At 65.9% G+C, this 24,203-nt stretch carries 19 protein-coding genes; 14 read left to right on the top strand and 5 right to left on the bottom strand.

What is annotated here, in order from left to right:
• The first annotated feature begins 13 nt into the window (after nt 1-13).
• From putA to CEY05_RS06205, 6 genes are all read left to right on the top strand, one after another.
• Nucleotides 14-3,916, top strand: a complete 3,903-nt coding sequence (gene putA, locus CEY05_RS06235) for a trifunctional transcriptional regulator/proline dehydrogenase/L-glutamate gamma-semialdehyde dehydrogenase (RefSeq protein WP_088596549.1) — start codon at nt 14-16, stop codon at nt 3,914-3,916.
• A 100-nt stretch (nt 3,917-4,016) separates the two neighbouring features.
• Nucleotides 4,017-5,201 carry an extracellular solute-binding protein gene (locus CEY05_RS06230; RefSeq protein ID WP_088596548.1) on the top strand — a complete coding sequence of 395 codons (1,185 nt, stop codon included), beginning with the start codon at nt 4,017-4,019 and terminating at the stop codon, nt 5,199-5,201.
• Nucleotides 5,202-5,275: 74 nt separating this feature from the next.
• Complete coding sequence (locus tag CEY05_RS06225; protein WP_088596547.1) at nt 5,276-6,889, top strand: amidohydrolase family protein; 1,614 nt, start codon at nt 5,276-5,278, stop codon at nt 6,887-6,889.
• A gap of 43 nt (nt 6,890-6,932) precedes the next feature.
• Nucleotides 6,933-8,282: a CobW family GTP-binding protein gene (locus CEY05_RS31655; RefSeq protein ID WP_233161376.1), complete on the top strand. Its 1,350-nt coding sequence runs from the start codon at nt 6,933-6,935 to the stop codon at nt 8,280-8,282.
• 185 nt (nt 8,283-8,467) lie between these two features.
• Nucleotides 8,468-9,523, top strand: a complete 1,056-nt coding sequence (locus CEY05_RS06215; protein ID WP_088596546.1) for an extracellular solute-binding protein — start codon at nt 8,468-8,470, stop codon at nt 9,521-9,523.
• A gap of 408 nt (nt 9,524-9,931) precedes the next feature.
• Nucleotides 9,932-11,812, top strand: coding sequence for a PhoX family phosphatase (locus CEY05_RS06205; protein WP_088596544.1), 1,881 nt, complete (start codon nt 9,932-9,934; stop codon nt 11,810-11,812).
• A gap of 153 nt (nt 11,813-11,965) precedes the next feature.
• Here CEY05_RS06205 and CEY05_RS06200 read toward each other — a convergent pair whose 3' ends face one another.
• Nucleotides 11,966-13,252, bottom strand: a complete 1,287-nt coding sequence (locus tag CEY05_RS06200) for an Nramp family divalent metal transporter (RefSeq protein WP_088596543.1) — start codon at nt 13,250-13,252, stop codon at nt 11,966-11,968.
• A 502-nt stretch (nt 13,253-13,754) separates the two neighbouring features.
• Complete coding sequence (locus tag CEY05_RS06195; protein ID WP_088596542.1) at nt 13,755-14,177, bottom strand: OsmC family protein; 423 nt, start codon at nt 14,175-14,177, stop codon at nt 13,755-13,757.
• Between the two features lie 142 nt (nt 14,178-14,319).
• Between CEY05_RS06195 and CEY05_RS06190 the strand changes: the two genes are divergently transcribed.
• The 8 genes from CEY05_RS06190 to CEY05_RS30815 all read left to right on the top strand — a co-directional run bounded on the left by CEY05_RS06190 (nt 14,320) and on the right by CEY05_RS30815 (nt 21,883).
• A complete protein-coding gene (locus CEY05_RS06190; protein WP_088596541.1) occupies nt 14,320-15,264 on the top strand; it encodes an ornithine cyclodeaminase family protein in 945 nt (314 codons plus the stop codon).
• A 403-nt stretch (nt 15,265-15,667) separates the two neighbouring features.
• Complete coding sequence (locus CEY05_RS06185; RefSeq protein ID WP_158219263.1) at nt 15,668-16,807, top strand: ABC transporter substrate-binding protein; 1,140 nt, start codon at nt 15,668-15,670, stop codon at nt 16,805-16,807.
• Nucleotides 16,808-17,055: 248 nt separating this feature from the next.
• Nucleotides 17,056-17,985 (top strand): ectoine/hydroxyectoine ABC transporter substrate-binding protein EhuB, encoded by a 930-nt coding sequence (ehuB, locus tag CEY05_RS06180; RefSeq protein ID WP_233161375.1) that lies wholly within the window; start codon nt 17,056-17,058, stop codon nt 17,983-17,985.
• Nucleotides 17,986-18,048: 63 nt separating this feature from the next.
• Nucleotides 18,049-18,690: an ectoine/hydroxyectoine ABC transporter permease subunit EhuC gene (gene ehuC, locus CEY05_RS06175; RefSeq protein ID WP_088596538.1), complete on the top strand. Its 642-nt coding sequence runs from the start codon at nt 18,049-18,051 to the stop codon at nt 18,688-18,690.
• Nucleotides 18,691-18,733: 43 nt separating this feature from the next.
• Nucleotides 18,734-19,465 carry an ectoine/hydroxyectoine ABC transporter permease subunit EhuD gene (ehuD, locus tag CEY05_RS06170; protein WP_088596537.1) on the top strand — a complete coding sequence of 244 codons (732 nt, stop codon included), beginning with the start codon at nt 18,734-18,736 and terminating at the stop codon, nt 19,463-19,465.
• The gene (locus tag CEY05_RS06165) at nt 19,462-20,232 is read left to right on the top strand and encodes an amino acid ABC transporter ATP-binding protein (protein ID WP_088596536.1); all 771 of its coding nucleotides are present in this window, start codon (nt 19,462-19,464) and stop codon (nt 20,230-20,232) included. The genes ehuD and CEY05_RS06165 overlap by 4 nt, the downstream gene beginning before the upstream one ends.
• A 201-nt stretch (nt 20,233-20,433) precedes the next feature.
• A complete protein-coding gene (locus tag CEY05_RS06160; protein WP_088596535.1) occupies nt 20,434-21,549 on the top strand; it encodes an NADH:flavin oxidoreductase/NADH oxidase in 1,116 nt (371 codons plus the stop codon).
• Nucleotides 21,550-21,646: 97 nt separating this feature from the next.
• The gene (locus tag CEY05_RS30815; protein ID WP_143220289.1) at nt 21,647-21,883 is read left to right on the top strand and encodes a hypothetical protein; all 237 of its coding nucleotides are present in this window, start codon (nt 21,647-21,649) and stop codon (nt 21,881-21,883) included.
• Between the two features lie 90 nt (nt 21,884-21,973).
• Here the strand turns inward: CEY05_RS30815 and CEY05_RS06155 are convergent, their stop codons facing one another.
• From CEY05_RS06155 to CEY05_RS06145, 3 genes are all read right to left on the bottom strand, one after another.
• Nucleotides 21,974-22,600, bottom strand: a complete 627-nt coding sequence (locus tag CEY05_RS06155; protein WP_088596624.1) for a dUTPase — start codon at nt 22,598-22,600, stop codon at nt 21,974-21,976.
• Between the two features lie 158 nt (nt 22,601-22,758).
• Complete coding sequence (locus tag CEY05_RS06150) at nt 22,759-23,421, bottom strand: hypothetical protein (protein ID WP_088596534.1); 663 nt, start codon at nt 23,419-23,421, stop codon at nt 22,759-22,761.
• Between the two features lie 11 nt (nt 23,422-23,432).
• Nucleotides 23,433-24,080 carry a DedA family protein gene (locus CEY05_RS06145; RefSeq protein WP_088596533.1) on the bottom strand — a complete coding sequence of 216 codons (648 nt, stop codon included), beginning with the start codon at nt 24,078-24,080 and terminating at the stop codon, nt 23,433-23,435.
• Nucleotides 24,081-24,203 lie beyond the last annotated feature (123 nt).

Below are 24,203 nucleotides of genomic sequence, written 5' to 3'. Positions count from 1 at the left end.
CGCATCAGGCAGCATGGCCACCACGACTCTAGGCGTCAAGGTCGATGACGCATTGCGCGATCGACTGAAGAACGCCGCGGCAAAACTCAATTGCACTCCGCACTGGCTGCACAAGCAGGCCATCGTGTCGTATCTGGACCGCATCGAACGCGGCCAGCTGCCGGCGGAGATCTCGCATTACAACGGCGGATTGCAGGCCGGCGCGGAGGACGCCGACCTGCCCCGGCAGGCGCAGATGCCGCCGTTCTTCGAATTCGGCCAGGACGTGCAACCGCAGTCCGTGCTGCGCGCCGCCATCACGGCGGCGTACCGGCGCCCGGAACCCGAGTGCGTGGCCTTGCTGCTGGGCCAGGCGCGCGTGGCCAATCCCGAAAAAGTCCATGCCATGGCCGCCGGCCTGGTCAAGTCCCTGCGCGAGAAGCGTACCGGCGGCGGGGTGGAGGGCCTGATCCAGGAGTTCTCCCTGTCCAGCCAGGAAGGCGTGGCGCTGATGTGCCTGGCCGAAGCGCTGCTGCGCATTCCTGACCGGGCCACGCGCGACGCGCTGATCCGCGACAAGATTTCGCATGGCGACTGGAAGTCGCATATGGGCAGCTCGCCGTCCATGTTCGTCAACGCCGCGACCTGGGGCCTGATGCTCACCGGAAAATTGGTGGCGGTCAACAGCGAACAGACGCTGTCGCGCGCCGTGACGCGCCTGATCGGCAAGGGCGGCGAGCCACTGATCCGCAAGGGCGTGAATATCGCCATGCGCATGATGGGCGAGCAGTTCGTGTCGGGCCAGAGCATTTCGGAAGCGCTGGCCAACAATCGCAAGCTGGAGGCCAAGGGCTACGGCTATTCCTACGACATGCTGGGCGAGGCTGCCACCACCTCGGCCGACGCCGACCGCTACTACGCGTCCTACGAGCAGGCCATCCACGCCATCGGCAAGGCCTCCGCCGGCCGCGGCATTTACCAGGGGCCGGGGATCTCGATCAAGCTGTCGGCGCTGCACCCGCGCTACACGCGCGCGCAACGCGATCGCGTCATGACTGAACTGCTGCCGCGGGTGCTGCAGCTGACCCGCCTGGCACGCAGCTACGACATCGGCCTGAACATCGATGCCGAAGAGGCCGACCGGCTGGAGATCTCGCTGGATCTGCTGGAGGCACTGTGCTTCGATGCGGAACTGGAGGGCTGGAACGGCATCGGCTTCGTCATCCAGGCTTACCAGAAGCGGGCGCCTTTCGTCATCGACTACGTCATCGACCTTGCGCGCCGCAGCCGCCATCGCCTGATGATCCGCCTGGTCAAGGGGGCCTACTGGGACAGCGAAATCAAGCGCGCCCAGATCGACGGGCTGGAAGGCTATCCGGTCTATACCCGCAAGGTTTACACCGATGTGTCCTACCTGGCCTGCGCGCGCAAACTGCTAGGCGCGCCGGCAGCGGTGTTTCCGCAGTTCGCCACGCACAATGCCTACACCGTGGCGGCCATCTACCAGATGGCGGGCCAGAACTACTACCTTGGCCAGTACGAATTCCAGTGCCTGCATGGCATGGGTGAGTCGCTGTACGACGAGGTGGTCGGCGCGGCCGGGCAAGGCAAGCTGAATCGTCCTTGCCGCATCTACGCGCCGGTCGGCACGCATGAGACGCTGCTGGCCTATCTGGTGCGACGCCTGCTGGAGAACGGCGCCAATACCTCGTTCGTCAACCGCATCGGCGACGACAGCGTGTCCGTCGCCGAACTGGTGCAGGACCCTGTCGATGCGGCCCAGGCCATCGTTCCCCTGGGGGCGCCGCATGAAAAGATTCCCTTGCCGCGTGAGTTGTTCGGCAGCGCCGCCAGCGGCGCGCGCCTGAATTCACAAGGCCTGGACCTGAGCAATGAGCACCGCCTGGCGTCCTTGTCCGCGGCGCTGCTGGCCAGCACGGCCATGCCCTGGCGCGCCGCGCCCACGGTAGGCGGCAGCCTGGTGTGGGACGACGAGCGCGCCCAGCCCTTGCGCAATCCCGCCGATCTGCGTGACGTGGTGGGCCATGTCATCGAAGCGTGTGAAGCCGACGTCGAGGATGCGCTGCGCCATGCCGTGGCGGGTGCGCCGATCTGGCAGTCGACGCCGGTATCGGAACGCGCGCAATGCCTGCGCCGCGCGGCGCAATTGTTCGAAGAGCAGATGCAGACGCTGCTGGGCCTCATCGTGCGCGAGGCGGGCAAGTCCCTGTCGAATGCGGTCGCGGAAGTGCGCGAGGCGGTCGACTTCCTGCGCTATTACGCGGACCAGGCCGAACGCGAATTCGACAACCATAGCCATCGTCCGCTGGGACCCGTGCTGTGCATCAGTCCGTGGAATTTTCCCCTGGCGATCTTCACGGGCCAGGTGGCGGCGGCATTGGCGGCAGGCAACACCGTGCTGGCCAAGCCGGCCGAGCAGACACCGCTGATCGCGGCGCAGGCCGTGGCCATGCTGCGCGCGGCCGGGGTGCCGGCCGATGCGGTGCAGTTGCTGCCGGGGCACGGCGAAACGGTGGGCGCGGCACTGGTGGGCAATCCCGCCGTCAAGGGCGTGATGTTCACCGGGTCCACCGACGTCGCGCGCCTGATCGCGCGCACCCTGGCCGAGCGCCTGGACGACGCCGGCCATCCCATCCCGCTGATCGCCGAGACGGGCGGCCAGAACGCCATGATCGTCGATTCATCCGCGCTGGCCGAACAGGTGGTGTTCGACGTGTTGACGTCGGCCTTCGATTCCGCCGGCCAACGATGCTCGGCCCTGCGCGTGCTGTGCCTGCAGGAAGACAGCGCGGATCATGTGCTGCACATGCTGCGCGGCGCCATGGACGAGTTGCGGGTGGGCAATCCCGATCACCTGTCGACCGATGTCGGGCCGGTCATCGACGCCGAGGCGCGGGACAATATCCAGCGCCATATCGACGCCATGCGCACGGCCGGCAAGGCGGTCGCGCAGACCACGCCGCTGGCGGCGGCGCGACATGGGACGTTCGTCCCGCCCACGCTGATCGAGATCGACAGCCTGCGTGAACTCGAGCGCGAAGTGTTCGGTCCCGTGCTGCACGTGCTGCGCTATCAGCGCGACCAGCTCGACGGCTTGCTGGACGACATCAACGGCAGCGGCTATGGCTTGACGTTCGGCGTGCATACCCGCATCGACGAGACCATCGCCCGCGTGACCCAGCGTATCCATGCCGGCAATATGTACGTCAACCGCAATATCGTGGGGGCGGTGGTGGGCGTGCAGCCTTTCGGCGGCGAGGGATTGTCGGGCACGGGGCCCAAGGCGGGCGGACCCTTGTACATGTATCGCCTGCTGTCCGTGCGTCCGCCGGGGCTGCCGGTTGTTTTCCCGATGGGTGAGGGCCGTGGGACGCCAATTGCGCTGCCGACTGCAATGCCAAATGCGGCGCCGGATGCGGTGCAGGCCTCCGCAGCGCCCGCTTCCTTGCCGCTTTCGATTACCTTGCCGGGTCCGACGGGCGAGTCCAACACCTACCGGCTGGCGCCGCGCGGCACCGTGCTGTGCGCAGCGGCCTCCGAGGCGGGCGCGCAGGCGCAATGGGCCGTGGCGCGGGCCACCGGCAATCGGGTCATGTATATCGACAACGCCGCGGCGCGCGCAGCGCGGCAGCGCCTGGACGCCGCGCAGCAACAGGCCGTGACGCTGGTGGCGGAAGCGGACCTGGAGCAGGCCGACTTCCAGGCCGCGCTGTTCGAAGGCGATGGCGATGCCCTGCTGGTGTTCCAAAGGCGCATCGCCGCGCGCGATGGCGCCATCGTGCCGGTGCAGGGGCTGACGACGGAGGCGCTGGGGCAGGGCGCACGCTATGTGCCGGACCGGCTGGTGACGGAGCGCTCCATCAGCGTGAACACGGCGGCCGCCGGCGGTAACGCCAACTTGATGACCATAGGATGAATACGCCCGGCGCGCTGGAAAAAGTAACGGACGACCGCGTGACAAGCGGTTAAACATGGGATGAAAATGAGGGTCCCATCAGGTTTCTGGAGTTTGTGGCATGGCCGCTGTGCGTACACGTCGTTCATTTCTGCGTTTTTCTTCGCTGCTGGCCGCCGGCCCGGTGGCGTCGACGCTGCTGGGCCTGCCAGGGCTGGCGCGCGCGGCCGCGCAATGTGGGGCCGGCGTTTCGGTTGGCATAGCCGCGGGTACGCGGCAGGCCTTGCTGCAGGAAGTGCTCGATCCCTTGCTGGCGCCGGCCGGCCTGGTGCCGTCGTATCAGGTTGCCAGCGCCCTGGCGCAGCGCACGCGCATCCGCGCTGAAGTTGGCGCGCGCAAGCCCACGCTGGATCTCGTCGTGCTGCGCGACCGCGAGTTGCGCGCGATCCAGATGGAAGGCGGCCTGGCGCCCATCGATGCCCAGGCGGTCACGCGCGGCGCACAAGTGCTGCCGGCGCTGCAGTCGCCATCCGCCATTCCGTATGCGTGGACCGGCCTGGTGCTGGTCTACGACAAGAGCAAGTTCAAGGCGCCGCCGGACAGCCTGGCCGCGCTGCTTGAGCCGGCCGCCGAGAGCGCCTCGAAGGACGTCGCCAAGGACGCATCCAAGGATGCCGCCAAGGACGCCAGCGGCAAGGATTCCTCGGAAAAAACGGGCGCGGCCAACGGTGCTGCATCCGGCGCAGGGCAGTCCAGGGACCACATCGGTCTGCTCGACGGCATGCCCGTGACGCTGGCCATCGCCGGTGCGCTGGCGGCGGGCAAGGGCGCCGCGGACCTCGATGCGGGACGCGCCTGGTTGACCGCGCTGCGGGGCCAGGGCGCGCGTGCCTATTACGACGAGAACAGCCTCGCGCGGGCGTTTCGCCATGGCCAGGTGCGGGCCGCGCTGGTCTGGCGCTCGACCGCGCTGAAGTGGAAGAAAGACGGCCTGGACCTGGCGTCTGTGGTGCCGCGTGAAGGATTGATTCCCTCGGTATCGCAGGCCGCGCCGGTCGCCGCGGGGCCGAATCGGGCCTGCGCCGCCGCGTTCCTGAATGCCTTGCTCGACGTCAAGGTGCAGCAGGCGCTTGCCGCGCGCCTTTACCTGACGCCCGCGGTCGTCGATGCGGCTTTGCCGCCCGAGAGCCAGGCGGTGGCGTTCGCGCCGGCCGAACTGGAACGGGTGGTCAAGCGCGACATGGACCTGCTGGTGCGCAGCGAGGCCGATCTGAATACGTTCTGGAACGCCACCTTTCATGCCTAGCTTTTCTGTCTAACCCGGACCCTGCAGGCGTCCCTGCGCCGCCGCAAGTGCCCCATCGTGTCGAAGGAAGAACCATGTCTGCCGACCAGTCTTACGCCAGCTCGGAAGTTGGCGAGGAATTGCGGGATCTCAATGCCGCCAAAGGATGGCATCCCGCCGTCGCCGCCACCTCGCGCGATCGCGGGGAAGGGCCTTTCGGGCGCCTGGTGTTGCGAGGCGCCACCGTCATCGACGGGACGGGGGCGCCGCCCTGGGGGCCCGTGGACATCGTCATCGAGCAGGACCGTATCGTCGGGCTGGTCAATGTGGGCACGCCGCTCAAGGAGATCAATCCCGCGCGGCGGCCGGGCCCGGGCGATCACGAGATCGATTGCCATGGCAAGTTCGTCACGCCGGGTTTCGTCGATGCGCATGCGCACATCGGTACGCCGTATCACTCGATGAGCGGCATCGTGCCGCCGGCCGACTACATCTACAAGCTGTGGCTGGCCCATGGCGTAACCACCATCCGCGAGATGGGTTCCATCAATGGCCTGGGCTGGAACCTGCAGCAGAAGGAAGCCGCGGAGAAGAACGAAATCGCGGCGCCGCGCATCGTGGCGCATGCCTACTTTCCGGCGGTGAACGACCGCGTCAAGACTATCCATACGCCGGAGCAGGCGCGCGAGTGGGTGCGCAAGATCAAGGCGCGCGGTGCCGACGGCATCAAGTTCTTCGGGGCGCCGCCCGCCATCATGCAGGCGGCGTTGGACGAGGCCCGCATCGAAGGCCTGCGTTCGGGCTGCCATCATGCGCAGATGGCGGTGACTCGGGTGAACTCCCTGAAGTCGGCGCGATGGGGGCTGACCAGTTCCGAGCATTACTACGGCCTGCCGGAAGCGCTGTTCGAGAACCGCGTGGTGCAGAATTTCCCCACGGACTACAACTACGGCGACGAGTACTTCCGTTTCGCGCTGGCGGGCCAGACCTTCATGCAGGCGGCCCAGCCCGGCAGCGCCAAATGGCGCGAGGTCATGGATGCCTTTCTGGAGGCAGGCCACACATTCGTGCCGACCTTCAACATCTATGACGCCAATCGCGACCTGATGCGGGCGCGGCGCGCCGACTGGCACGACGACTACACGTGGAAGGCCGTCTGGAAATACTTCCAGCCGCAGCGCGGCGGCCATGGCGCCTACTGGTATCGCTGGAGCACCACCAACGAAATCGAGTGGAAGCAGAACTACCGGCTGTGGATGCAGTTCATCAACGAGTACAAGAACCTGGGCGGCCGGGTCTGCGCCGGCAGCGACTCGGGCTTCATCTTCCAGATATATGGCTTCGGCTTCATCCGCGAACTTGAGTTGTTGCAGGAGGCCGGTTTCCATCCGTTGGAGGTGCTGCGCGCGGCCACGGCGGAAAGCGCGGCCCTGCTGGGGCTGGATGGCGACACCGGGGTCGTGGATCTGGGCAAGCGCGCTGACCTGCTGGTGCATGACCAGAATCCCCTGGAGGATTTCAAGTTGCTGTACGGCACGGGTGCGATGCGCTTGAACGACGATACGGGCAAGGTCGAGTGGCAACGGGCCTTGCGCTACACCATCAAGGCCGGCATGGTGTATGACACCGAGCAGTTGCTGGCCGATGTGCGTGAGCTGGTACGCGGCAGCTGGGACGGCGATCCCGAGGGGCCGCCCCATGCGCGCTGAGACAGAAGGGGTTGTTTCATCCGGGGCTGTGGCATCGAGGGCTGTGGCATCCGGGGCTGCGTCCTCAAATGCCGCGTCGCATGCGGCCATGCTGGCGCCGCGCGAAGCGGAGCCGGTCGATCTGATCATCCTGTCCGGCTTCCTGGGCAGCGGCAAGACGACGCTGTTGCTGCAGTATCTGAATGATGCGGGCACCGCCGACACGGGCGTCATCGTCAACGAGGTGGGCGAGATCGGTGTCGACGGCGTCATCGTTGCCGATGGCAGCGATGCCGTGCCGATGACGCTTTTGGCCAATGGCTGCGTCTGTTGCGCGATGCGCAGCAGCCTGGTGGACACCGTGGTCGCCTTGCTGGACGCGCGGCGCCCGGCGGGGTATGGGCCGGCGGGCGGTGCGGCGCTCGGGCCGGGGCCGGCGTCGGGTCAGACGTTGGGTCAGACGTTGGGTCCATTACGTCGCATCATCCTCGAAACCAGCGGTGTGTCCCGGCCGGGACCCATCATCGCCGCCTTGGCGGATCCTGAACTGGCGCAGCGCCGGCTGCGGCTGACCGTGATAAGCACCTATGACTGCGTCACGGGCGCTTTGCAGGCCGAACGTTTCGACGAGGCCAGCGCGCAACTGGCGGCGGCGCAACGTATCGTGTTGACCAAGCTCGACTTGGCCGGCGAGCAGGACATTGCGCATCATCGAGCGGTGATCGCCGGTATCAATCCGCTGGCGGATATCGTCCATGAGCCCGCACGCGAGCAGGCTGCCCGCCGCGCCTTCGAGGGCAGCGCATCAGCCGTCGCATCAGTCACCGCGCCGGACATCGCGCCGGACATCGCGCCAGACGCCGCGCCAGATACCGCCCCAGATGTCGCGCAGGCGGCGGGTGACGCCGGCGTGGCGCAAGCCGTGGCCGCGCTGCGGGCAAGCGGGCGGGCAGGGCAGGCCGGCGCGTTCTCGTCGTCCGCCACGCCGGGCAAGGGCGCGGCCACACAAGCCAAGGCGGCGCAGGCAGGAAGCATCGCGCATCCACGCATACACGTGCTGACCGCCGCGCTGGCGGAAGGTGCCGCGTGGGAAGACCTGGCTTTATGGCTGGATGATCTTTCCGCCTATTGCGGCGAGCGTCTGTTGCGGGTGAAGGCCGTGCTGCGGGTGAGCGACTGCGACGACCCCATCCTGATCCAGAGCGTCGGCACCACGTTCAGCGCGCCGCGCCGCCTGCGTGCCGGTGACGTGACGGACAACCTGTTCGTCATCATCACCCGCGACCTGGACGCGCAGGCGCTCAACACCATGGTGGTTCATGCTGCCGTCACGGTGCACGCATCACGGCCGTCGGGCACGGGTTCCTTGCGGGTAACCTCCAATTCAGGCGAGGTCGCACTCCACCCACAATGAGGTGCAACCGCGCGGAGGATAGTGGCAACACCAAGCGGCAACACCAATTCGCAGCATCAATTCGCAGCATCAATTCGCAGCATCAAGCAGTTGCACCGGCCCGGCGGCTCTCCGCGTCAGGGTCATCTCCAGCGTTACGCACACGGGGGCGTAGCGCGATAAACGTTCATGGAAGGAGTCACGGCATGCAAAACTGGCATCGCGATCGGCGCACTTTTCTGAAATCCGCAGCGGGGCTGGCACTGGCTCCGGCGCTTCCCTTGGTCCCTGGCATGGCGCGCGCCGCCGGCGGCGATGTGGTGGTGGGCACCTGGGGCGGCGATTACCAGAATTTCCTCCAGCAGTTCATCGGCCCCACCGCCAAGCAGCTGGGCCTGGATGTGGTGTTCGACACCGGCAACGCCGTGCCCCGCATGACCAAGCTGAAAGCGGAAAAGAATTCGCGGCGCGGTTCCATGGACGTGGCCTTGCTGGGCGACCTGGACATGTACGACGTGGCACGTAGCGAGTGCCTGCATGACGTCACGGCCAAGCAGGTGCCGAACCTGGCCAATGTGTACGACCAGTTCAAGACGCCATATTCGATTCCGCATATCTTCAGCGCCATGGTGCTGGTGTACAACAAGGAAAAATTCAAGACGCCGCCGGACAGCTTCAATATTGCGCTGGATCCTGCGTACAAGGGGCGTACCGGGTTCTCGGACATCCTGTTCAACTTCAACGGTATCTTCGTGGGCCTGGCGGCGGGGGGCGGCACTAACAGTTTCGAGCCGGGCAAGAAGTTCCTGTCCGAGCTGGTGAAGAACCAGCCCCGGGTCTATCCGTCCAACGAAGCCGTGGCGGCGGCCTTCAAGTCCGGCGAGATCTGGATGGCCTGCATGTGGAAGGCGCGCGCGCTGCAGTGGCGTGATGCGGGGTTGCCGCTGGAATTCGTGATTCCGAAGGAGGGTGCGATTCCGGTCACCTTCGAAGGTGGCCTGGCGCGCAACAGCCGCAATGCGGAAAGCGGCTGGAAGTATCTCAACGCGATGCTGGATCCTGCTGGCCAATTGCAGTTCGCCAAGGCCATGGGGTATGCCCCGACCGTTCACAACGCGCAGTTGCCGCCCGATCTGCAGGCGCGGGTGGGCTTCACCGAAGACGAGATCAAGCGTATCCACAAATACGACCTGAAAGCCCTGGTCGACAGCAAGAACGACTTCCTGGATTACTGGAACAAGGAGTTCAAGGCGAAAATCTGATCCCCACCGCAGGGGGCGAAGGAAGGGCCGGCGTAAACGCCGGCTTTTTTTTTGAGGGGGCTACCGCCCCCTCCGGCCCCGGCGCCAGTCCTGACCCGGCCCAGCCCAGCCCAGCCCAGCCCAGCCCAGCCCAGCCCAGCCCAGCCCAGTCCAGTCCAGTCCAGTCCAGTCCAGTCCAGTCCAGTCCAGTCCAGCACGGCCCCGGCCGCCCTCCGGTCCAGGTGCCGCGCCATGCGCGATAGCGGGATGCGGCGCAGGGGCCGGCGGCAGCCGGCCCGGTCTCATCGCCGACTCGGGCGAGCACGAATGGCTTAGCTATCAATTTCCTTATGAACAACTGACAACTTCCTGTCAAATTCCATATGCATCATGCGTAGCTTTCAACCTGCTATCAATTGGAGAAGCCGCATGTCCCACAGCACCGATGAAGCCAGAGCCACCTGTCCCCCCTCGTCCGGCCGCATCAGCCCCAAGCCGGGCCAGTCCCTGGACGAGGTCCTGGCCGCCGACCCGGCGCGCCGTACCTGGCTGAAATCCGGTTTTGGCATGGCGGCCCTCTCTGTCTTCGGCGCCACGTCGCTGACGGCCTGTGGTGGCGATCACGACGACGATGACATGCCCGTCAGCAACGATCCCCCGGCCCAGGACCCCCCAGCCGAAACTCCCGAGGAAACGCCTCGCGAGCCAGGCCTGGACCCCGACAAGGACTACTCCATCCGCTTCCAATCCGTCGCGCGCACCACTGCCGACACGGTGACCGTGCCGTCGGGCTACCAGGTGCAGGTGCTGTTCTCCACCGGCGACGCCGTGGAAGCCGGCTCGACAGCCTGGACCGAAGGCGTCTTCCCGGCCTGGGACGTTACCGACAAGCGTGCCGGCGGCGACAACGACGGCATGCACTACTTCGCCTTGCCGGGCGTGGACCCGCAGCAGGGCGGCCTGCTGGCCATCAACCACGAACAGGTCGACCTGAAGGTCTACTTCCCCACGGGCACCTTCAGCGGTTCCTTCAACGAGGCCACCGCCACCCTGGACCAGAAGCGCCTGGCGCTGTCCGCCGTGGGCGTGTCGGTCATCGAAGTGGCCCAGACCGACGGCACCTGGAGCGTCAAGCACGATTCCACCTACAACCGCCGCTACACCGGCAACACGGCCTACGGCGTCGGCGGCCCTGCGCGCAGCCGCCTGGGCGCCACCATCATCGGCACCCTGAACAACTGCTCCAGCGGCGCCACGCCCTGGGGCACCTACCTGACCTGCGAAGAAACCACCAGCAACTACTTCGACAGCAGTCAGCCCGACATCAACTACGGCTGGGTGGTCGAACTGGATCCGCAAGGCCAGTTGCTGTCGCAAGGCGTCAAGCGCACCGCCATGGGTCGCTTCGCGCACGAGAACGTGGCCTACCTGGTCGACGAGAACAACCGAGTCGCCTTCTACATGGGCGACGATACGACGCCGGGCTGCATCTACAAATTCGTGCCCACCCGCGCTTACGATCCCGCCAATCGCGCGGCCAACACCAATCTGCTGGATGACGGCACGTTGTATGTGGCGCAGTTCAACGCGGGCGGTGGCGGCGTGTGGATACCCCTGGTGCAGGGCAATGCGGGCCTGACTTCGGCAGAGGGTTTCGCCACCCAGGCCGACGTGCTGATCGAAACCCAGGATGCCGCGGTATCGGTGGGCGGCACGGTGATGGATCGGCCGGAATGGATCACGGTGGGTCCCAACAAAGACATCTTCGTCACCCTGACCAACAATAGCGGCCGGGGCACCAATGCACCGGTCGATGCGGCCAATCCGCGCGCGGAAAATCATCATGGCCACATCATCCGCTGGAACGAGGCCGGCAATTCGCCCCTGGCCACCACGTTCACGTGGAGCATCTTCCTGCTGGCCGGCGATCCGGTCCAGGCTGCCGCGCTGAGCAAGCCCAACCTGGCGGGCAACATCAACGGCGATGCCTTCAGCAGCCCGGACGGCCTGCGCCTGGACGCCGCCGGCCGCCTGTGGGTTGAGACCGACATGAACCTGGGTTCGACCGCGTCGACCACCGTGTTCGGCAATAACGGCATGTATTGCATCGATCCGGCCACGGGGGTGTCCAAGCGCTTCCTGGTGGGGCCGGTGGGCTGCGAAATCACGGGCATCGCCTACACGCCGGACTTGACGACGTTCTTCGTCAACATCCAGCATCCCACGCAGGCCTGGCCGGAAAGCGGCCGCACGCCACGCTCGTCGACCATCGTGATCCGTCGCCCGGATAGCCAGCCGATCGGCGCATAAAGCAACCGGTCGCTGCTAGCCGCAACATGGAATGAAAAAGGGAATTTCTCAAGAAATTCCCTTTTCTTCTTTCTGAAGAGAAAAATATGCGCTCGGGCGCACGTCCAGGCGTTTGCTTTCACCTGGTGCGTTCGCGGGGTGTCATGTACGCCTTCAAATCGCCTGCAACACCAGTAGATAGCCATCCAGCAAGACGATCCCCGCGGTCGCCAGGATCGCCAGCATGGCCCATGTGCCGCGCAGCTTGTAGCTGCCCATGACGTCGTTGCGCATGGCCAGCCACACCAGCGGCACCAGGGCAAAGGGCAGGGCCAGGCTCAAGACCACCTGGCTGAGCACGAGCAGTTCGTCGGGATCATGCCCACCCGTGGCAACCAGCAGCCCGATGGCCACGCTGCCGGCAACCAGGCGCGTGAACAGCGCACGCTTGCGGTCCGACCACTTGCTGGCGCGAAAGCCATTGGCCAGCACGCGTCCGGCCAGCACGCCGGTGATGGTGGAGCTTTGGCCCGCGGCATACAGCGCCACCGCGAACACCACGGCGGCACCCACGCCCAGCGTCTTGCCGATGACGGCATGGGCTTCGTCCAGGCTGGTCACAGGCATCGGGCCGCCCGCCAACGATGCGGCGGCGACGATGATGATGGCGGCATTGATCAGCGTGGCGATGCCCAGCGAGAAGATGGTGTCGTTGCGCGCGATGCGCATGGCCAGCGTGCGGGCCTCGCGCGGCAGCTCGCGGGCGCGGTGGGCCAGCGAGCCGGAGTGAAGATAGAGATTGTGCGGCATCAGGGTGGCGCCCAGGATGCCCAGCGCGATCAGGAAGCCGGTGGGATCGCGCAAGGCCTGCACCGGGTTGACCGTGCCGACGGCCACGGCAGTCCAGTCGGGCTTGACCTTGAACAGCAGGAAGATGAACGACACCGAAACGACGGCCAGCAGCACGGCAATGATGCGCTCGTGCCGATCGGCGTTGCCACGCGCTACGGCCAGCACGGCGAAGGTACCGGCGGCCGTCACGCCCACGCCCACCAGCAGAGGCAGATTGAACAGCAGCCGCAAGGCGATGGCGCCGCCGATGAGTTCGGCCAGGGCGGTGGCCAGGATGGCCGCTTCGCCGGCCAGCCACGCCATGCGTGCCAGCGGGCGGGGCAGGTGGCGCACGGTCAGGGTGGCCAGGTCTTCACCCGTGGCCAGCGCCAGGCGCGACACCAGCACCTGGAAGCCCAAGGCCAGGAATGCGGCGACGAATACCACCATCATCAGGTGATAACCGAAGGTGCTGCCACCCGCGATGTCGGTGGCCCAGTTGCCCGGATCGATATAGCCTACGGCTACCAGCAGGCCGGAGCCGACCAGGCGGCGCAGGCCTAACGACACTTGCCTGTCGTGGGCGGCGATCGCTCTGTTGCCGGTGATTGCCAGGATGAATTTGGTCAAGGGTGCCGCCGGTTAAAGTCCCTAGGCCGTTTGCCCTCCCTGTGACCGGGGAGCTACCGCTTTCGAGCAGTCCCCCAGCAAAATCATGCTGATCGGACTAATTTGAGAATGATTCCCATTGTGAGTATTCCGGCGGATTCGGTCAACTAAATAGAAATGTAGTTTGCGATTTAAAAAAACTATCGACCGCTCGCGAAGTCCGAATCTCATCTATTTGGGGAGTGTGCCTTGGCAGGAGCGCCGCGGCAAGCGTTAGAAATAAGCTCTCGGGGTCTCTCTGCAAGTGCAGTGCCAGGGAGGATAGGCAGTGGCCGCCGGCGGGGACATGAGCCGGACGGAATATCGCGTCCGGAATAATCCGGCGGCAGTGAACCGGCCGACCGGTGGATCCCGGTCGGCGCAGGTTCAGTCTGTAATGGAGGCAGCAGGCAGCAGGCTGCCCGCCTCGCGCAGGGGGCTCTATATAGAACCTACCTGCACGGATTCGCGGTACGCGGCCCGATCAGGCCAGCTTGGCGTCCATGGTGATGGTGGCTTTCAGCACCTTGGAAACCGGGCAGCCCGCCTTGGCCTTGTTGGCGGCTGCCTCGAATGCGGCGGCATCGGCGCCGGGGATCTTGGCCACGACGGTCAGATGCACGGCGGTGATGGCGAAACCGCCATCAGCCTGGTCTAGCGTCACGACGGCTTCGGTCTGGATGCTGTCGGCGGTCAGGCCCGATTCGCCGAGGATATTGGACAAGGCCATCGAGAAGCAGCCCGCGTGGGCGGCGCCCAGGAGCTCTTCGGGATTGGTACCGGGTGCGTTTTCAAAGCGGGTCTTGAAGCCATAGGGCGCGTCCTTCAAAGCGCCGCTTTCGGTGGAGATCTGGCCTTTGCCGGTTTTCAGGTCGCCTTTCCATACTGCGGATGCTTTCTTCTTCATGCTGCTACTCCCAGGAAGGATTGAAAGGACACGGCTTCGCCAAGCGAAGCCGAGAAATCATCATATACCCCATGGCGGGATATCTCTTGTAGCAGTCCGGGCCCCTCTTCGGGATAATCCTCGGCTATCAGGAGGTAGTCCGATGTTGCTCATCAATACCGAACAGACCCGTTCGGCGCTGTCTTTCGACACACTCATTCCCGCCTTGCGCACGGCTTTCCAGCAAGGCGCGACGGTGCCCCTGCGGCACACCCATGCCGTCGAATCCGGCGGCCACCAGGGTACCGCGCTGATCATGCCGGCCTGGAGCGAGCGCGGTTACCTGGGCGTGAAGATCATCAATATCTATCCTGGCAATGGGGCCCGGGGCCTGCCGGGGCTGCATGCCACGTACACGCTGTACAGCGCGCATACCGGCATACCGCTGGCGCATGTCGACGGCGACGTGCTGACGGTGTATCGCACCGCCGGCGCCGCTGCCCTGGGCGCGGACTACCTGGCGCGGCGCGATGCGCGCGTGTTGACCATCATCGGGTCCGGCCGTATCGCCGGCTTGGTGGCGCAGGCCATGTGCGCCGTGCGGCCCATCGAGCGCGTGCTCGTCTGGAACGTGCGGCCGGCGGGCGCCCAGGCGCTGGCGGCCAGTCTGCGCGAGGCGGGCATGGACGCGGTCGCCGTCGAGGATGCACGCACGGCGGTCGAGCAGGCGGACATCGTCAGTTGCGCCACCTTGTCGACCGAAGCGCTGGTGCAGGCGGCCTGGTTGCGGCCGGGCACTCATCTGGACCTGATCGGCAGCTTCAAGCCCGAGATGCTGGAAGCGCATCCTGACTGCTTCCGTGGCGCGTCGGTCTATGTCGATACCGATGAAGCGCCCGCCAAGTCGGGTGACTTGCTGCGCGCCTTCGAGGCCGGTACGCTGGCCCGTGGCGATATTCGTGGCGATCTGCAGGGCCTGACGCGCGGGACCGTGGCGGGGCGCCAGCGGGACGATGAGATCACCATCTTCAAGGCGGTCGGCAGCGCGCTGGAAGACCTGACCGCCGCGGCACTGGTCTACGAAGCGCATCAGCAGAAGGCGGGTTGAGCGCGTCGCGGCGTGTCGCCGTAACCACTTTTTCACGATTCGCTGACGGGTTGAAGCAAACCTGAAGGATTAGGGCAAAATTCGGGATATACGCGCTTCCGCCTGTATTCGGAGCCTTGCCATGTTTGCTGTCCTGCCGTCGCGTCCTCGCGCCCGGCCGTGGTGGATCGCCGCGGTTGTTTCATTGAGTCTTGCTGGCTGGTTGCCGGTCCCGGGGTTATCCGCAGCCGCGGCCGCGCCTGCAGCATCCTCAACATCTGCAGCATCCTCAACATCTGCTGCATCTGCTGCATCTACGTCTTCCGCTGCCTCCGCTGCTTCCCCCGCTTACCCCGTTTCCACTACGTCCGTCGTCCTCGCCGCGGATACCGGCGCAACACCCCCCGTCGTGGTGGGCGTTTCCTTGTCCCTGACGGGCCGCGCCAACGTCCTCGGCCTGCAAAGCCGCAATGCGGTGCGTTTGTGGCCGCTGACCCTGGGCGGCCTGCCCGCGCGCTACGTCGTTCTGGACGACGCCGGCGAGCCAGCGCGCGCGCTCGCCAATATGCGGGCGTTCACGGAATCCGCCGGGGATGACAAGGCGGCCGGCACGAACACCGGCACTGGTCCAGGCACGGCTGCGGGTCAGGCCACCGGCACCGCGCGTGCCGACGCCGTGGTCGGGTTCGTAACGACGCCTTTGGCCCAGGCGGTGCTGCCGGCTGCCGCGCGCACCCGCACGCCCTTGATTTTCCTCGCGGGCACGCCTGGCCTGGTCCAGCCCATGGATGCGGACCGCGCCTGGGTCTTCAAGATGTCGCAGAACGATGACCTGATGGCCCGCGCCCTGGTGGACAGCATGGTGAGACGCGGCTATCACGACATCGCGTTTTTAGGCTTCGACGATGCCTACGGCGAAGACTGGCGCCAGGCGCTGCACCAGGCCGCGGCAGGCAAGCTGAACATCGTCGCGGAGGAACGCTATCCGCGCGGCGCCCAGGCCCTGGTGGGCCAGGCGCAACGCATCATCGCGGCGAAGCCGGCGGCAGTGCTGATCGCCGCGACGGGCGCCGACGCTGTATTACCCCAACGCACCTTGCGTGAGCGCGGCTTCAGCGGCCAGGTCTATCAGACGCACGGCATCGCCACGCCCAACTTTTTGCAGGAAGGGGTCGAGGATGTCGAGGGCACCTTGTTTGCCGCCGGCCCGGCCATGTTCGTGCGCACCTTGCCGCCGGAGCATCCGGCGCGGTCCGCCGCCGTGGCCTTTGCCGATTTGTATGAAGGGCAATATGGCAAGGGCACCGTGACGCAGTTCTCCGCCGATGCGTATGGCGCGTGGCAGTTGCTGGACCACGCCGTGGCGACGGTCACCCGGGCCGGCCTGCACCCTGGCACCGAAGCCTTCCGCGTCGCCTTGCGCGAGGCCTTGGAAAACACCCGCGGCCTGGCCGTCCCCAACGGCACACTCAATTTGTCCCCCACCAACCACCAAGGCCTGGGCCCCGAGGCCGTAGTGATAGGCGGTGTACGCGGCGGACAATACATCTATCCCGCCGAATAGCGCTGTCCGCCCGCCGGCGGCGGCAAGACAGAGGCTTTCCCAGTCTCACATCCTCCTCATTCCTGCCGCAGCCTGCGACAGCAGGCTGCGGCAGGGCTACCGGCCCGTGCTGCAAGGTCCGCAGCCGATGGCAAAAGCGAAAACCTCGTGGTCTGCCAAGATTGATTCGCAGCCAATTGATTTGTACTGAAATAGTTTTATGCAATATCATTTCGCCAATACATATTTTTTGCTGAGGAGGTCGGGGTTTGGCTAAAGCCCTAAGACTGGCCGGCGTGGCCGCGGTGCTTATCGCAACGGCGCTGGGCTACGCGGCTGTGCGGGCGAACGGAGAGGGCGGCGCTGCCTCACCGGGGTCATCGCATGAAACCCAGGATCATCCCCCCGACACCCTGGCCGAAGCCCGCGCCAAGGGTGAAATCCGCGTGGGCTACGCCAACGAGGCGCCGTTCGCCTACATGGACAGCCGCAGCAATCAGGTCACCGGCGAATCCGTGGAAATCGCTCGCGTGGTGCTGCAGCGCCTGGGTATCAAGAAAGTGGACGCCGTGCTGACCGAGTTCGGCTCACTGATTCCCGGTCTCAACGCAAGCCGCTTCGACATCATCGCCGCCGGCATGTACGTGACGCCGGATCGTTGCAAGCAAGTGGTGTTTTCAGACCCCACCTACGGCGTAGGCGACGCCTTCCTGGTGCCCACGCATAATCCGCGCAATCTGCATAGCTACGAAGACCTGAAGCGTGACAAGGATGCCAGACTGGGCGTCGTCGTCGGGGCAATCCAGAGCGACTACGCCGCGGCTGTCGGCGTGCCATCCGACCGCGTGGTCGTCTTTCCGGACTCCGTCAGCGCACTGGCCGGCGTGCAGGTCGACCGCGCCGACGCCTACGGCGCGACCGCCCTGACCGTCAATCATCTGCTGAGCAAGCTGCCGCCCGACGGTGGCCTGGAACGCGCCGAGCCGTTCACTGATCCGGTGATCGATGGCAAGCCGGTGCGCGGCTACGGCGCCTATGCCTTCCGCAAGCAGGACCAGCCGCTCGCCGACGCCTTCAATGCGGAGCTCAAGCGCTTCATCGGCACGCCGGCGCATCGACGCCTGGTGGCGCCGTTCGGCTTCACCGACAAGGAATTGCCGCAGGGCATGACGGCCGCGCGCCTGTGCGCGGGACAGTAGCAGACGCATCCGCCGCGGCCACCCGCTGCAAGGGCCTGGCGACCAATCAATCGGAATCAAGCAATGGAAGAGTTGCAGATATTGTTATTGCCGTTATTGCGCGGCTTGGGCGTGACCTTGCAGATCACGGCGGCGGCCGCGCTGCTGGCATTGCCCTTGGCGCTGCTGGCCGGCCTGGGCCGGCTGTCCGCGCGTCCGTGGGTGCGTTGGCCCGCCACCATCTACGTGCAGGTATTCCGCGGCACCTCCGCGCTGGTGCAGCTTTTCTGGTTCTACTTCGTCCTGCCGCTGTTCGGCCTGGAGTTACCCGCCATGGCCGTGGGCATCGCCGTGCTGGCGGCCAACACCGGTGCCTATGGCGCGGAAGTGGTGCGAGGCGCCATCGCCGCGGTGCCGCCCGGCCAGCGCGAAGCGGCACGGGCCTTGAACATGCCGCCCGCGCTGGCCATGCGCCGGATCGTCCTGCCGCAAGCGCTGGCCGCCATGCTGCCGCCCGCCACCAACCTGCTGATCGAGTTGCTGAAGAACACCGCGCTGGTTTCCCTGATCACCATCACCGACCTGACCTTCAGCGGCCAATTGGTGCGCAGCGACACCTTGCGCACCACGCCGGTGTTCCTGGCGGTGCTGGTCTTGTATTTCATCGCGGCGCAGGCCATTTCCGCCGTGATGCGCTTGCTGGAAAAACGGGTCGCCGTCCGCTGAACGTGGCCCCGATGAACGCGCCCCACGCAAAGGTACTCATGCAATGACCGCTACCGTCCCCGTCCGCTTCGACTGGCAATACGCCTGGGACATCCTGCCGCAGTTGGGCAGCGCCTTGCTGGTGACCCTGGCCGCCACCGTGCTGGGCATGCTGATCGCCATCGTGCTGGGCCTGGTGCTGGCGATCTGGCGGCGTTCTCCGGTGCGCGCGCTGTCCATGCCGGCCGCCTTGCTGATCGAGTTCGTGCGCAGCACACCCCTGCTGGTGCAGATGTACTTCCTGTTCTACGCCTTGCCGCTGACCGGCATCAGCCTGTCGCCGCTGGCCACCGGCGTCCTGGCCCTTGGACTGCATTACGCCTCGTATTGCGCGGAGGTCTATCGCGCCGGGCTGGAGTCGGTGCCGCGCGGCCAGCCCGAAGCCGCGCTGGCGCTGAACATGTCGCCCTGGCGCACCTTGACGCGCATCGTGTTGCCACAGGCCTTGCCGCCCGTCGTGCCCGCCTTGGGCAACTACCTGATCGCCATGCTCAAGGACACCCCCATGCTGTCGGCCATCACCGTGGTCGAGCTATTGCAGCAAAGCAAGGTGATCGGTGCCGCCTCCTTCCGCTACACCGAACCGCTGACCCTGATCGGCGTCATCTTCCTGGCCTTGAGCCTGCTGGCAGCGCGTGGCGTGGCCGTCCTGGAACGCCATCTGGCGCTGCGCGACCGCCGTGCCGCCCCCGTTGCAGCCACTCCTTCCACCTCTCACGCGGGAAACCAATCATGAGCGCCAGCATACGTTTGACCGGCATCCGTAAACGCCATGGCGACCTGGAGATCCTGCGTGGCATCGACCTGGATATCCCGGCCGGCGAGACCGTGGCCATCGTCGGTCCTTCGGGCTCGGGCAAGTCCACGCTGCTGCGCGTGCTGATGACGCTGGACCGCCCCTCGCAAGGCAATATCGAAATCGATGGCGTGCCGATGTGGGTCGATGGGCAAGGGCGGCCGGCCAAGGCCGATTCCGCGCACCTGCGCGAAGTGCGCGGCAAGATAGGCATGGTGTTCCAGCAGTTCAACCTGTTTCCGCACCTGACCGCTTTGGGCAATGTCATCGAGGCGCCCATGACCGTGCAAGGCATGGCGCGCGCGCAAGCAGAGACGCTGGGCCGGGAGTATCTGGAAAGAGTCGGACTGGGTGACAAGTGCGATGCCTATCCCGCGCAATTGTCGGGTGGCCAGAAACAGCGCGTCGGCATCGCCCGCGCGTTGGTGATGCGGCCGGAGATCATGCTGTTCGATGAAGTGACGTCGGCGCTGGATCCGGAGCTGGTGGGCGGCATCCTGCAGATCATGCGCGAGCTCTCGGCACAGCGGACCATGACCATGCTGATCGTCACCCACCAGATGAAGTTCGCCGAGCGGTCCTCCGACCGCACGCTGTTCTTCGATGCCGGCCAGGTGGTCGAGGACGCGCCCTCGGCACGGTTCTTCTCCGAACCCCGGCATCCGCGCGCCAAGCAATTCCTGGAGGCGGTGATCGGCGGGGAATGATGAGGGCAGGGGCCGTCACCTTCTCGTCGTGATAGTGGTGATCATTGCGGCGCCTGACGTAGTGAAGGCCCTGACGTAGTAGAAGGCGGTAGAAGGCGCGCCGCTGCCGCCACGCGGCCGGCCCCGCCGCCTGTGGGGATTTCAGCGCCGTGTGTCGTCCGCCAAGGTATAAACGACGAGTTCATCCTATCTGGAGCTCGCATGAGCAATCATCTGTTCTCGCCCGTTGCCCTGGGCAAGCTGCCGCTGGTCAACCGCATCGCCATCGCGCCGATGTGCGAATACTCGGCCGAAGACGGTAACGTCACCGACTGGCACATGATCCACCTCGGCCACCTGGCCTTGTCCGGCGCCGGCCTGCTGACCATCGAGGCGACGGCCGTGGAGCCGGGCGGCCGCATCACGCCGGCCGATGTCGGCCTTTATAACGACGACAACGAGCAGGCGCTTGCACGCGTGGTGCAGGCGATCCGCCGCTATGCCCCCATCAAGCTGGGCTTGCAGTTGGCGCACGCCGGCCGCAAGGCGTCCAGCCAGGCGCCGTGGCAGGGTGGCCAACAATTGCCGGTCGCCGAAGGCGGCTGGATCTGCGATGCGCCGTCAGCCGTCCCGCACGGCAAGGACGAGGTGCCGCCGCATGCCCTGGACAAGGCTGGCCTGCAACGCCTACGCCAGGCGTTCGTGGATGCCGCCAAGCGGGCCGCGCGCCTGGGTTTCGACACGGTGCAACTGCATTCCGCCCATGGCTATCTGCTGCATCAGTTCCTGTCGCCGCTGTCGAACCAGCGCACCGACGAATACGGTGGCAGCCTGGAAAACCGCATGCGCTTCCCGCTGGAAGTCTTCGACGCGGTGCGGGCCGCCTTCCCTGCCGAGAAGGCGGTGGGCGTGCGCGTGTCGGCATCGGACTGGGTCGAAGGCGGTTGGGATATCGAGCAGACGCTGGTCTTTGCCAAGGCCTTGAAGGCGCGTGGCCTCGACTACATCGACGTGTCGTCGGGCGGCCTGTCGCCGGCGCAGAAGATTCCCTTGTCGCCTGGCTACCAGGTGCATTTTGCCGCGGAGATCAAGCGTGAAACCGGCTTGCCGACGATGGCGGTGGGTCTGATCACCGAGCCCCGTCACGCCGACGAAATCATCACCAGCGGGCAGGCCGACGTGGTGTCGCTGGCACGCGGCATCCTGTACGACCCGCGCTGGCCCTGGCATGCGGCGGCCGAACTGGGCCACCACGTGCAGGCTCCGCCGCAATACTGGCGCTCGCAGCCGCGCGAGTTGAAGGATCTGTTCATCGACGCCAGCTTCGGCGGGCGCTGATGCAAGGTTAGCGGGTTGCCCGGCCACCGTAAAAAGGACGGCTTCTTATAAGGGGGGAATACGCTGCTCACCAGGGCATCCAGCCCTGATAATCGCCTTGGTTCAGAGTACCGCGACCGTGGATCGACACGGCGCGCAATACGAGACCTGCATACGGGGCTATTCGGGCAAACCGAAGCAGGTCCTCAGCCTGGAGGCGATTCATGAGCAGCGTATGCAGCACTTCTTCAGCATCCGGCGTTCCGGCCGCGTTGCCGGCGGAACCCACGACGACGGAAAACTGCGTCTCACTGGCGCAGCAACCGGGCAGGCTGTCATTTCAGGAGGGCATTGAATTGGCCGGTTGTGTGTGGTCCCTTTGCAATACCGAGTTGGAACGGCCCACCAGGAGTATCTGTGACGCCCTGAAGGGGGCGCGCAGGGCCTAATTCAACGCCGCGTAGGCTTGTTCCAACTGTGCCAGCAACTGCTCGGCAAAATCCGGCCGGGCGGCGTCCAGGCCGGACATCAGGCGAGCGAGGACGACATTGTCTTCCTCGCCGCTCCAGATCTTGATGTAGGTGCCTTCCTTGTAGCCGTGGTCCTGGCGGAACAGGTTCAACACATTCTTCGAGACGTATTGCTTGAACGCCTCGTCCCAGGTCAGATGGCACTTCGCCATCGTGGTGGCCAGCACCTTGAAGCTGGCCCGGCCGCACACGGCCAGGCCGCCCAGCAGCTCCAGCAATTCGGGAATATCCAGGCCGGGCAGGGCATACGTCTTGCCGTCCAGCACGATGTCATCGCTGCCCGCCAGGTCCGCCATCAGCGCCCGCGCCGCGCCCTCCGCGCCGTCGTTCACCACGATCACGTGCGACAGATAGAAGTGCAGGATGTCGATCAGCTCCATCTGCACTTGCGGCAGATCCAGCGTCTGCTTTTTCCACCACTTCCAGCCATGATGCTCCAGCGCTTCGGCCGCTTCGACGAAAGCGGCGCGCAGGAAGCGCTGGCCGGCCCGCGTCCAGTCGGGATTGATGCGGCAATTGAGCTGGTCTTGCAGCTTCAACATGGTCGCCGCCTGGGCGGGCAATAATCCGGCGGGGGTCTGGGTCACGCGTACTCCGTTCAAAAGCAGGCCGCGCGGCCACCTGCGGCGGCCGGCGAGTCATCGAAAAAGGGGAAGCGGGGAATGTTAGCACCACAGATTGATGCCAGCGGGACCGCCCCTTATCCACCCTGTCCCGGCTTCTTGTTGGATACCGTGGTCAGCGGCGGCAGCTTGCCCCCGGGCCGCTCGGCACTGCGGCGGATATTGCGGCTCATGGCCAGCACCATGAACGCGAAGACCAGCAGAAAAACGCCAGGCAGCAGCGCCGGCCCGTCCACATAACCGCTTTCGACGGCGCCCAGGATCATGCGCACGGCGTGCCAGCCGATCAACAGCGCCACGACGAACACCACGCTGGAGACTTTTCTTTGCGCGGACCGGGCCGCCAGGGAAGGCGGCTGACCGCCGCCACTGCCGGCCTGCATGGCTTGCGCCTGTCCGTCATCGGGCGCGGCATCCCACGCCGGGCTGCCCGCGGGATATTTCCGCTGGCCCCGGTCGGCCGCGCGCGTACCGGCGCCCGTGGTGCTGCCCATGGTGTTGCCCGTGGAATTGCCTGTAGCGTAGCCCGTGGTGCTGCTTGCACCGGTGCCCGCAACGGTGCGCGTCTCCTCGCCCTTGCCTGACCGCGTCTTCCTCTGCACGCGGCCGGGCGCCGCGGCATCTCCCGCTGACGCACTGCCGAGCCGTCCGACCTGTCCCGGCGCGGGCATCCCACGATGCACCATCCGTTCGACATAACGGACGTAGTCGCCGTCCTTGGGTTCGCCATCCAGCGCCATGGTCGGCCTTCTCAGATCTTCGCCCGGCGCGCCGCCGGCGACTGGCGCCGCGGACGCAGCAGGGTGGCCAGCAGCCAGAGCCCCAGGAGCACCGATATGGCGGTACCGATCAACATCACGATCTGGCCGCCGCCGCCCGCCAGGCCATCCTCCATGCCGCGCGCGGCCAGGTAGCCGGGCGCCAGCATGACCGGCATCCAGACCGCGGCCGACAGCACGTTGGCCAGCTGGAAGCGGCCATTGGGCATGCCCATGACCCCGGCGACGGTGGGAATGATGGCGCGGAAGGGCCCCAGGAAGCGCCCCAGCAGCACGGAGGCAAAACCGTAACGGTAGAAAAACAGGCGCGCCCGTGCCACGGTCTGGCGTTGCCGGTTCAGCGGCCGGCGGCGCAGGATGCCCGGTCCGAGCCAGCGGCCCAGGCCATAGGAGATGGCATCGCCGATGATGGCGCCGGCAATGCCCCAGGCCAGGATGGTCGGGCCGTCCAGCGTGCCGCTGCCCACCAGCCCGCCGGTGACCAGCATCAGCGCCGTGGCCGGCACGAACAGGCCGATCAGCACCAGGGACTCGCCCAGGGTCAGCAGCGCCGTGACCAGACCCGCCCATTCCTGATGGGTTTCGATGAAACGGCGAACCTGTTCGATGAAATCTGCCATGCGCGAACCCTTCAGGAGGCGTAAAGCGAGTGGGATGCGTTATCTTAACCGTCGTTGCATGTCACGCCCGCGTCACGCGCGCGTAATCGGTGTTGCGGCAACAATACCCGAAATATGGACAAG

This window comes from Achromobacter sp. HZ34 (assembly GCF_002209485.1).
In the GTDB taxonomy this organism is placed as follows: Bacteria; Pseudomonadota; Gammaproteobacteria; order Burkholderiales; family Burkholderiaceae_B; genus Bordetella_C.
Note: the sequence above shows the minus strand (reverse complement) of the source record. Positions and strands in the feature narration are given on the sequence as shown.